9 protein-coding genes are annotated in these 11214 nt (G+C 38.2%); 8 read left to right on the top strand and 1 reads right to left on the bottom strand.

Annotation, left to right across the window (positions count from 1 at the left end; genetic code table 11):
- Positions 1-23 precede the first annotated feature (23 nt).
- From LB465_RS12815 to LB465_RS12785, 7 genes are all read left to right on the top strand, one after another.
- Positions 24-2225 (top strand): glycoside hydrolase family 3 C-terminal domain-containing protein, encoded by a 2202-nt coding sequence (locus LB465_RS12815; RefSeq protein WP_224470265.1) that lies wholly within the window; start codon positions 24-26, stop codon positions 2223-2225.
- Between the two features lie 21 nt (positions 2226-2246).
- A complete protein-coding gene (gene uxaC / locus LB465_RS12810) occupies positions 2247-3662 on the top strand; it encodes a glucuronate isomerase (protein WP_224470264.1) in 1416 nt (471 codons plus the stop codon).
- Between the two features lie 3 nt (positions 3663-3665).
- Positions 3666-4664 carry a sugar kinase gene (locus LB465_RS12805; protein WP_224470263.1) on the top strand — a complete coding sequence of 333 codons (999 nt, stop codon included), beginning with the start codon at positions 3666-3668 and terminating at the stop codon, positions 4662-4664.
- Positions 4665-4767: 103 nt separating this feature from the next.
- A complete protein-coding gene (locus tag LB465_RS12800; protein ID WP_224470262.1) occupies positions 4768-5439 on the top strand; it encodes a bifunctional 4-hydroxy-2-oxoglutarate aldolase/2-dehydro-3-deoxy-phosphogluconate aldolase in 672 nt (223 codons plus the stop codon).
- Positions 5436-6416, top strand: coding sequence for a TRAP transporter substrate-binding protein (locus LB465_RS12795; RefSeq protein WP_224470261.1), 981 nt, complete (start codon positions 5436-5438; stop codon positions 6414-6416). Before LB465_RS12800 ends, LB465_RS12795 begins: the two co-directional genes overlap by 4 nt.
- Positions 6409-6885 (top strand): TRAP transporter small permease, encoded by a 477-nt coding sequence (locus tag LB465_RS12790; protein WP_224470260.1) that lies wholly within the window; start codon positions 6409-6411, stop codon positions 6883-6885. The genes LB465_RS12795 and LB465_RS12790 overlap by 8 nt, the downstream gene beginning before the upstream one ends.
- The gene (locus LB465_RS12785; RefSeq protein WP_224470259.1) at positions 6886-8172 is read left to right on the top strand and encodes a TRAP transporter large permease; all 1287 of its coding nucleotides are present in this window, start codon (positions 6886-6888) and stop codon (positions 8170-8172) included.
- A 1-nt stretch (position 8173) separates the two neighbouring features.
- Here LB465_RS12785 and LB465_RS12780 read toward each other — a convergent pair whose 3' ends face one another.
- Positions 8174-9214, bottom strand: coding sequence for a LacI family DNA-binding transcriptional regulator (locus LB465_RS12780; RefSeq protein WP_224470258.1), 1041 nt, complete (start codon positions 9212-9214; stop codon positions 8174-8176).
- A gap of 160 nt (positions 9215-9374) precedes the next feature.
- On the opposite strand from LB465_RS12780, the gene LB465_RS12775 reads away from it, so the two are divergent.
- Entirely contained in the window at positions 9375-11030 is a 1656-nt protein-coding gene (locus tag LB465_RS12775) for a glycoside hydrolase family 43 protein (protein ID WP_224470257.1), read from the top strand.
- Positions 11031-11214 lie beyond the last annotated feature (184 nt).

The raw sequence follows: 11214 nt of genomic DNA, 5'->3' as shown, positions 1-11214 counted from the left end.
CTCAACTTTTAACCTGTATAATTATGAAAAATAACGTATTGAGAATTGTATTGTCAGTTTTTGCTTTTGTCTTTTGCAGCGGGGTAGCTGCTCAGGAACAGGAGGAGAATTTTGGTTTTAATAATGAATCTCTGAGCTTAGACGAGAGAGTAGATGATTTAGTCAATCGATTGACTTTAGAGGAAAAGGCAATGCAAATGATGCATGATAGTCCGGCGATAGAACGTTTGGGTATTCCTGAGTATAACTGGTGGAACGAAGCTTTGCACGGAATAGGCCGTTCTGGAGTAGCTACAGTTTTTCCTCAGGCTATTGGGATGGGTGCTACTTTTGATGAAGATTTGATTTTTGAGGTTTCTTCCGCAATTTCAGATGAGGCCAGGGGGAATCATAATACAGCCGTAGAAAATGGATATAGAAGACAATACAGCGGACTCACATTTTGGACACCAAATATTAATATTTTTCGCGACCCACGTTGGGGGCGTGGACAGGAAACCTACGGGGAAGATCCTTTTCTTACGGCAAAATTAGGGGTCGCGTTTGTAAAGGGCCTACAGGGAGATGATGATAAATATCTTAAAACTGCAGCTGCCGCAAAACATTACGCTGTGCATAGCGGCCCTGAAAAATTAAGGCATGAATTTAATGCCGTAGCTTCTCAAAAAGATTTATGGGAAACCTATTTGCCGGCTTTTGAAGCCCTGGTAGATGCGAATGTAGAAACTATTATGTGTGCCTATAACGCTACAAATGGGGAACCTTGTTGTGCAAACGAATATTTGCTTACCGATGTACTTCGGGAAAAATGGGGTTTTAAAGGTCATATTGTAAGTGACTGCTGGGCCCTGGAAGATTTTTATGGTGGGCATAATGTGGTAGAAACACCGGAAGAAGCCGCAGCTCTGGGAATAAAAAGTGGTGTCAATCTAAACTGCGGTAGCGTTTATCCTTCGTTAGTGGAAGCGGTAAATCAAGGTTTGGTAACCGAGGAAGAAATAGACGAACAACTTGCCGTACTTATGAAAACGAAATTTAAGTTGGGTCTTTTTGATTCTCCTTCAAATAATCCGTACTCAAAACTTTCAGCAGAAGATATCAATACCAGTGAGCATAGAGCACTGGCCAGGGAGACGGCACAGAAGTCTATCGTAATGCTTAAGAATGACGAAGTCCTTCCTTTAAAGAATGATCTTGCGAAATATTTTATAACTGGGCCAAATGCAACCAGTATTGAAATCCTGCTTGGAAACTACCACGGTGTAAATCCCGACCTGGTTACCATTATTGAAGGAATAGCCGGGGCAATTGAACCTCAAAGTCAGTTGCAATATCGTCAGGGAACTTTATTAGACAGACCTAACGCGAACCCGCAGGATTGGGCTTCTCCAAATGCCGCAAACAGTGATGCAACCATTGCGGTACTTGGAATCTCTGGAGTATTGGAAGGAGAGGAAGGGGAATCTATAGCTTCAGAAACTTTTGGAGATAGACTAGATTATAACCTTCCGGAAAATCAACTGGATTATTTACGCAAATTGAATGAAGCCGCCGGCGATAACCCTGTAATTGCTGTAATAACCGGAGGGAGCCCTATGAATCTGGAAGAAGTGCATGAGCTTGCCGATGCGGTTTTAATGGTTTGGTATCCTGGGCAGGAAGGTGGAAATGCGGTTGCAGATATTATTTTTGGCGATGTTTCTCCATCTGGCAGGTTACCAATTACTTTTCCTAAATCTTTAGATGACCTTCCTCCTTATGAAGATTATTCGATGAAAGGAAGGACTTATAAATATATGGATGTAGAGCCAATGTATCCTTTTGGCTATGGATTAAGTTATTCAGAATTCGAATTTTCTGATATAAAATTATCGAAGGAAAGAATACGAAAAGGGCAAAATTTAGAGGCTAGCATAGAGGTTTCCAATATCGGAGGTCGCGAGGCAGAAGAAGTGGTGCAGTTGTATGTTTCAGATATGGAAACTTCTGTAGATGCTCCAAAATATCAACTTTATGGTATTAAAAGGGTGAATTTAGAACCCGGTAGTTCCGAAGAAATTCAATTTGAAATCACTCCTGAAATGATGGAGCTTGTAAATAATGAAGGGGAAAGTGTAATAGAAAAAGGAGAGTTCAAAATCTATATAGGAAGTTCTAGCCCTTCTCCTCGAAGCCTTGAATTAGGTGCAGCCCAGTTTAAAGAAGCCGTGTTTACCCTAAGATAACAACCGAAAAGACTGAATTAAATGACGAATTTTATTGAAGAAGATTTTCTTCTCGAAAATAGGTTTGCGAAAGAGCTCTATGAGCGCTACGCTAAGGATATGCCTATAATAGATTATCACTGCCATTTGCCTGTTGAAGATATAGCCGAAGACAGACAGTTTAAAAACCTGACCGAAATCTGGATCGCCGGAGACCATTATAAATGGCGTGCAATGCGAACCCTTGGTATAGAAGAAAAATACATCACGGGAGATGGTACAGATGAAGAAAAATTTGAGAAATGGGCGGCGACTATTCCTTACACTTTAAGAAATCCGCTTTATCACTGGACGCATTTAGAATTACAGCGTTATTTTGGGATAACAGATTTGCTAAGCGAAAAGAATGCAAAAAAGATCTACAATCAGTGTAATTCATTACTTGCTACTCAGGCATATTCTACCAGGAATTTGCTGAAGAAAATGAATGTAAAAGTGGTTTGTACCACCGATGATCCTGCCGATGATCTAAAGTATCATAAAAAAATTGCAGAAGACGGGTTTGAAGTAAAAGTGCTTCCTACATTTAGACCAGATGCCTTGCTTAATATCTCAAATGATGAGTTTTCAGCTTATTTAGAGAAAATTGGTAAACAAACTAATATAAATATTGAAGATTTTAATTCCCTTGCCAAAGCAGTAGAAAAAAGGATAGACTATTTTCATCAACACGGATGCAGGCTTTCAGATCACGGTTTGGAGAGAATGTTTGCTGAAGATTTTTCAGAAGAAGAGATAAATGCTTTAGTGAGAAAGAAGTTGTCGGGGGAAGAAATTACTACTGAAGAAGCTGAGAAATATCAGTCGGCTTTATTGGTGAAAATGGGAGAATTTTACGCCAAAAGAAACTGGACCATGCAGTTGCACTTGGGGCCTGTGCGTGATACTAATTCAAAATTACTTAACCAAATAGGAAAAGACGCAGGGGTAGACAGTATTGGCGATTTAGAACAGGCCAAACCTTTGGCGAAGTTTCTGGACACGCTGAATAAAAAGGACCATTTACCTAAAACAATACTTTATAATGTTAATCCCTCAGATAATGAAGTGATGGCTACTATGGCCGGGAATTTTATGGGGGATACCCCAAAAGGGAAAATTCAGCACGGTTCTGCCTGGTGGTTTTTAGATCAAAAAGATGGGATGGAGAAACAATTGAATTCCTTATCAAATATGGGCTTAATAAGTTGTTTTGTGGGAATGTTAACCGATAGTAGAAGTTTTCTGTCAGTACCCAGACATGAATATTTCAGACGCGTTTTATGTAATTTATTCGGAAAGGATATTGAAAATAAAGAACTTCCTGAAGATATAGAATGGATTGGAAAAATAATTCAGGATATCTGTTATTACAATGCAGAATCTTATTTTCAATTTGCGGAACTAAATAAAAAGTAATTTATGAAAAAACTGGTAAGCCTGGGAGAATTATTGATGCGATTATCTTGTGAAGATGCGCTTAGGTTTTCGCAGGTGAACAATTTTAAAGTGGTTTACGGTGGGAGTGAAGCTAATGTTCTAATTACCGCAACTAATTTTGGATTAAAGACTGAGTTTTTAAGTGTCTTGCCCAAAAACGATTTAGGTAAATCAGCACTAAACGATTTACGGAATAATAGAGTTGGACTTAATCATATAAAATTTCAGGGTAAGCGTTTAGGTTTATATTTTTTGGAAACTGGCGCTATAAACCGTGCTGGAAAAGTAATTTATGATCGGGAAAATTCAGCATTTTCAGAAATTGATCTTTCCTGGTTCAATTGGGATGAGATTTTTAAAGATTGCAACTGGTTTCATTGGTCGGGGATTACCCCGGCGATTTCTGCAAACGCAGCGCAGGTTATTTTATACGCGGTTGAGGTAGCGAAAAGCAAAGGAATTAAAATTTCTGCTGATCTTAATTACCGTGGAAATCTTTGGCAATATAAAGAGGCAAAGCCTCAAGAAGCAATGAGTAAACTCCTGGCAAAAAGTGATGTTCTGCTAGCGGGCGCTTATGCCTGTAGTCAGTTTTTCGATATAAAAGATGCTCAGGATAATTCTAAACTTTCTAATGTACTTAAACAGAAATTTCCTGCTTTACAAAAAATTGCGATTACAAATAGAGAAGAAATAAACGCATCCCATCATAAATGGTCTGCCGACCTTTTCACGGGATCAGAATTATTATCATCTTCACAGTACGATATTTATCCAATAGTAGATCGTGTGGGGGCTGGAGACAGTTTTATGGGAGCGCTTATTTACGGGCTTCAGCATTTTGAAAATCAAAAAGCGCTTGATTTTGCGACTGCGGCCTCTTGTTTAAAACATTCTATTGTTGGTGATTTTAATCGGGTAAGCAAAGAAGAAGTATTAGGATTAATTGAGGGTGATGGTTCAGGAAGAATTAAAAGATAAAATTATAAAACCAGCTTGATGCTGGACGTAAATGAGGTAGCAAGTAGGACAATCATTATAAATAAGTGACAAATTCACCCTTTGGGAAATAAATTTTAAAAATATGATAAAATTATCCAGACCAGAAATTGCGATAAAAATGAAAGAATCGGGGCTCGTGCCTTTATTCTATCACCAGGATCAGGAATTGGTTAAGGAAGTGCTTAGTGCTGCTTACAAAGGGGGTGCGAGATTTTTTGAATTCACTCATCGTGGGGAACTTGCTCACGAGGTATTTACAAGTCTTGTGAAATTTTCTCGCCAAGAATGCCCCGAAATGATACTCGGTGTTGGTTCAGTTGTTGATGCCGGAACGGCCAGTCTTTATATGAATTTAGGGGCGGAATTCGTAGTTAGCCCTGTAATTAGGGAGGGTGTAGCAAAAATTTGCAATCGAAGAAAAGTGCTGTACCTACCGGGTTGCGGTAGTTTAACTGAAATAAGCCAGGCTGAAGAATTGGGCTGTGAAATAGTGAAATTATTCCCCGCGGCTGTTTTAGGGTCAGATTTCGTAAAAGCTATAAAAGGGCCGCAACCCTGGACTTCAATTATGCCTAGTGGCGGAGTTAGTCTTGAAAAACAAAATATAAAAAAATGGTTCACAGCGGGAGTGACTTGCGTTGGAATGGGTTCTGCGCTTATTCCAAAAGATGTAATTGAAAATGCCGATTTTAAATCGATAAAAAATAATGTAGCCAAAGTGCTGGAGATAATTTCTGAAATAAGGTCTAAATGAGATCATTTTTCATATTTTTAACCGCCATTTTTCTTCTCACTTCCTGCAACCAGAAAGAGGAGGCGAAGTCTTTAAAACTATCACATGGTTTGAGTCTGGATCATCCGGTACATCAGGCTCTGGTATTTTTTGCCGAGAGAGTTGGAGAAAAATCCAATGGAGAATTAAAAGTGGAAGTTTATCCCGGCGGACAATTAGGTTCTGAAAGGCAGAGTTTGGAATTGTTACAATTGGGAGGTTTGGCTATGACCAAAGTATCTTCAGCAGTAATGGAAAATTTTTCGCCCAAACTTAGTGTCTTCGGCTATCCATATATTTTTAAGGATAGGGAACATCGTTATAAACTTTATGATAGTGAACTAGGCAATGAATTGCTTTTAGATGGGGAGCAATACTGGCTAAGGGGTTTAACTTATTTTGATGCCGGCAGCCGGTCTTTTTACACTACGGACACTCCAATTGAAACACCCAGTGACTTAAAAGGATTAAAAATTAGGGTTATGCAAAGTCCTACGGCAATTAGTCTTATAAAAAGCCTGGGAGGTTCACCCACCCCGGTTTCCTGGGGAGAACTTTACACTGCTTTGCAACAAGGGGTTGTTGAAGGGGCTGAGAATAATTTACCGAGCTTTTACACTTCCAGGCATTATGAAATTTGCAAAAACTTTTCTTTAGATGAGCATTCTGCTATCCCAGATATCCTGGTAATTAGTACGCTTATCTATAATAAGCTTTCTTCAGAAGAAAAAAGATGGATACAGGAAGCAGCACAGGAAGCTGCTATAAAACAAAGGGAATTATGGGAAATTGCTGAAACTGAAGCATTAGCGGCAATTAAAGAAGAAGGCGTTAAGATAACTTATCCTAATAAGGAATTATTTAAAGAAGAAAGTGAACATATAATAAAAGATCTAAAGGAAAAAGAACCTGCTTTATACACTATAATTCAAGAGATTAAAGATTTAGAAAATGAGTAAAAAGCTAAATTGGTTTTTAGAATGGTTGGTGGTATTGCTTGTAACGGTAATGTTATTTAGCGTGCTCTGGGGAGTATGTAGCCGTTATTTGCTAGCAGATCAAAGCTCCTGGACCGATGAGTTAGCTCGTTTTATGCTAATTTGGGTAAGTCTTTTTGGAGCTGTTTATATTTCTGGTAGAAATACCCATATTACCATAGATCTACTTCCGAAGTCCTTCAGTGTAAAAACAAAATTGAAACTGGATTTAGTTGTTCAAGTTATTATTATGCTTTTTACCGCTGCAATTTTTGTGATTGGCGGGGGAAGATATGTTTATGTTTCCTTTAAGCTCGAGCAGACTTCTGCGGCATTGGGTTTACCAATTGGTTTTGTTTATCTGGTTTTGCCCATTTCAGGTTTAATGATTATTTATTTTAAAAGTGAACAAATGCGGCAAACCCTTCAGGAATTAAAAGCAAATCGATAAATGGAAATTTTAATTCTTGTTTTCAGCTTTATAGTTCTGGTAGCCATTAGGGTGCCAATTGCCTGGAGTATTGGTATAGCTTCAGTATTAACATTGTTATTTAGTGTTGATACTATTCCTGCTTTTACAACTATTTCTCAAAGAGTGGCTACAGGTCTTGATAGTTTTTCACTTCTTGCCATTCCCTTTTTTATACTTGCCGGGCATTTAATGAATAGTGGAGGTATTGCAAAGAGATTAATTGAGTTTGCTAAATCTCTTGTAGGAGCGCTACCCGGAGGCCTTGCTCATGTAAATATAGTTGCTGCGATGATGTTTGGTGCTATTGCCGGTTCGGCCGGTGCTGCAGCTGCGGCAATTGGAAGTTTTATGTCTGAAAGGATGGAAAAGGAAGGTTATACCAAAGAATATGGAGTGGCTGTAAATGTGACTTCTGCAACCACCGGACTTCTAATTCCACCAAGTAATATTTTTATAATTTATTCCCTCGCCAGTGGCGGGGTAAGTATAGGTGCATTATTTTTAGCCGGCTATCTACCTGGAATCCTTACCGGTTTAATTTTAATGATTATTGCTTTAATTTGGGCAAAGAGAAAAGGCTTTCCAAAGGGAGAAAGAAGTTCGTTTAAGCATATTGTTCGATCTTTCTTTGATGCGCTTCCCAGTTTACTCTTGTTAATTATAATTATAGGTGGTATCGTTGGAGGTGTTTTTACAGCAACCGAAGCTTCATCTGTAGCAGTTGTGTATTGTCTTATACTGGCTTTTATCTATAAGGAGCTAGATCTGCCTAAGCTTAAAAGGGTGTTGGTAGAATCAGTTGGTACAATTTCTTTAGTAATGCTTCTTATTGCTATGTCTATTGCAATGTCCTGGGTGATGTCTTATGAAAATATTCCGCAGGAAGTAACGGCCACTTTATTAAGTTTCAGCGATAACCCCATTGTGGTTATGATTTTAATAAACTTAATCCTGTTATTCGTGGGTGCATTTATGGATATGACACCTGCAGTATTAATCTTCACCCCAATATTTCTTCCTGTAGCAGTAGCTATGGGTATAGATCCTGTACATTTTGGAGTGATAATGATACTTAATCTATGTATTGGTCTTTGTACACCACCAGTAGGTTCAGTATTATTTATTGGAGTAGGAGTTGCAAATACCACTATTCAAAAAGTAGTAAAACCTTTGCTTCCACTTTTTGCAGGGATGTTGGTTTCTTTAATTCTGGTGATAATCTTTCCGTTTTTAAGTCTTTGGTTACCTGAATTATTCGGATTTTAAGTTAGCTTAATTTCAAATTTCGATTGCTGGAATTCCTTACAATAATCTCTGTATCTAACATAGTTATTTCTGAAACAGCAGAATCCAGGTCACGTGTTGCATGTTCTAAAATTCTTCTAGTTGATATTTCCCCCATTTTTTGAGCGGGATGTGAAACTGTAGAAAGCGTAGGTTCTACTATTCGGGAAATAGGATCGTCGTTAAAGCCAATAATTGCAAGTTCCTGCGGAATTTTAACTCCTTTTTCTTTAGCATATAGAATTGCGCTGACTGCGGCGGTATCGTTGGCAGAGAAAATTCCATCAGGCGGATTATCGAGTTTTAATAATTGCTTTGTGGCTTTTCTACCTTCTTTAAAACTTAAAATTTTCATGTCTAAAATTAAGTTTTCGTCCACCTCCAGTCCGTGTTCTTTTAGAGCATCTAAATATCCCTTTTTTCTCAGGTTGTAAACATTTACATGCTGGGCACCTGCAAAGTGAGCTATTCTTTTACATCCTTGCTCAATTAAGTGTTTTGTAGCACGATATCCCGCAGCATAATTATCTATTATAACCCGGTATGAATTAAAATTTTCGGGAACCCGATCTACAAAAACAATAGGAACATTTTGTTTTATATATTGATCAAAGTGACTTGTATCCTGGGTTTCCATTCCTAAAGAAACAATAAGGCCGCCAATTCTTGCGTCGTATAATGCTTTGGCATTATTAACTTCATTGTCGTATTTATCGTCAGATTGGGTGATAATCACATTGTAATTTGCACTCCTTGCTGCTTTTTCTATACCAGTGATGAGTGAAGCTATAAAAGGTCTATTTATTCGGGAAATCATAATTCCAATAGTCTTAGAAGTATTATTTCTTAAACTGGCAGCTAAAGCATTACGGCGATAGCCAAATTCTTCTGCTGTTTTCTGAACCTTTTTAATGGTCTTTTTACCAATACTTTTATGGTTATTTAAAGCTCTTGAGATCGTGGATGGTGAATAATTTAACTCCTTTGCTAAATCATAAATAGTAACTTCTTTTTTCTTTTTCATCAATATGGGGAAAATCTAATGCAACAAATTTACGAAACATTTTATTAATGTTGCGTAAATAATTTAACTTTTAAAGTCACTTTTACTTAATTTGCATTCAGGTTCCTTTCTTTTTCCCATAAATAGTATATATTTGGGATAACAACCGATTGCGTTTAATATGAGAAAGATACTTTTTAGCTTATTAGCCCTGATTACTTTGAGCACTACTTTGGCACAGGAAAATTATTTAAATCCCATTTTGGCAGGTTGGTATCCCGACCCGGCTATTACCGATGATGGGGATGGAAACTTTTATATGGTGCATTCTACTTTCGCCTTTTATCCCGGAATCCCTGTTTTTCATAGCACCGACCTGGTTAATTGGAAGCAGGTAGGCAATGTAATTCATAGACCAGACCAGGTAGACCTCCATGGTTTTGGAACTTCCCGTGCCGTTTTTGCACCCGATATTAGTTATGATAACGGCACTTATTATTTAACCTGTACCATAGTTGATGGAAAAGGCAATTTTGTGATGACTGCAAAAGATCCTGCCGGTCCGTGGTCCGATCCGGTTTGGCTTCCTGAGGTTAGTGGAATTGATCCAGGGTTATTTTTTGACGAAAACGGAAAATCTTACCTGGTTTATAATAGTGAACCCCCAAATAACGAATCTAAGTATCAGGGACATCGAACCATTAGAATGATAGAATTTGATAAAGAAAACCTGAAAACTATTGGCGATAACCGCATTTTGGTAGATGGTGGGGTAGATATTTCTACTAAACCGGTTTGGGCTGAAGGCCCTAGGATTTATAAATTAAATGGCTATTATTATTTAATGACGGCTGAAGGTGGTACCGCGGTAAACCACTCTGAAATGATTTACCGAAACACAAATATTGATGATGAATTTATTCCTTTTGAAGAAAATCCAATCTTAACCCAGCGTCATCTGGACCCCGATCGTGATAATCCTATTACTTCAGCCGGGCACGCTGATATTGTTCAGCACCCTAACGGAGATTGGTACGGAGTTTTTCTTGCTGTAAGACCTTACGAGGGTGACTTATATAATACCGGAAGGGAAACTTTTTTAACTCCGGTAAAATGGGAAAATGATTGGCCAATTTTCGATTTAGATGGGGAAGAGATTAAATACTCCTATCCCTTACCTGATGGAGTAGAAATAAATAAAAATTTATTTCCACTTAACGGTAATTTTTCTTTTGAAGAAAAATTTGATGCAACTGAGCTACCGCTAAACTGGATGATGCTTAGAAACCCAAAAACTTCATGGTATGATTTAAAAGATGGGGCTGAAGGGATTAGTCTTGAAACCCGTCCTGAAACCGTAGAAGGCGAAACTAACCCAAGTTTTCTTGGTCGCCGCCAACAGCATATAATCGGAGAGGTTTCTGTTTCTGTTGATTTTCATGCAGAAGCTGAACATGAAAAAGCAGGCTTACTCGCATTTCAGAAGGAGACCCATTATTACTTCGCAGCGTTTTCAAAAAAAGATGAAAAACCTGTAGTGCAGTTATACAAGTCTGATGAGTTAGTCGAAACCATCACTTTAGAAGAGGGAGTTTCAGAAATTGAGTTTAAATTGAAGTTTGAAGAAGATGAATATACCTTCTACTACAAAACCGGAGATGACTGGCAGCAACTGGGAGAAACCCAGGATGGGAAATTCTTAAGCACACAGGTAGCCGGCGGATTCGTAGGTGTAAATTTAGGACTATACACAACTTCTAATGGAGAACCAAGTGATAATGAAGCTTTATTTAACTGGTTTCGTTATTCAGGAAATGATGAGGTTTATAGAAAGTAAAAGCTATTTACTTATTGTAGATAGAGAAAACCGGTGCTGCTAAGCATCGGTTTTTTTGTTGTGCGCCGTGCATGGCGTATTACTTAACGGTGCAAGTCCGTTATGGGGGTTTATAGCTACCTATCATTAGCTGAGAGCAAGGGTGTCCATCGCGAGGTGGAATCTGAAGGAAGCTTAAAGCAAA

The organism is Salegentibacter lacus (assembly GCF_020164555.1).
Taxonomy (GTDB): domain Bacteria; phylum Bacteroidota; class Bacteroidia; order Flavobacteriales; family Flavobacteriaceae; genus Salegentibacter; species Salegentibacter lacus.
The sequence above is the reverse complement of the archived record's forward strand: the minus strand, read 5'-3'. Positions and strand labels throughout refer to the sequence as shown.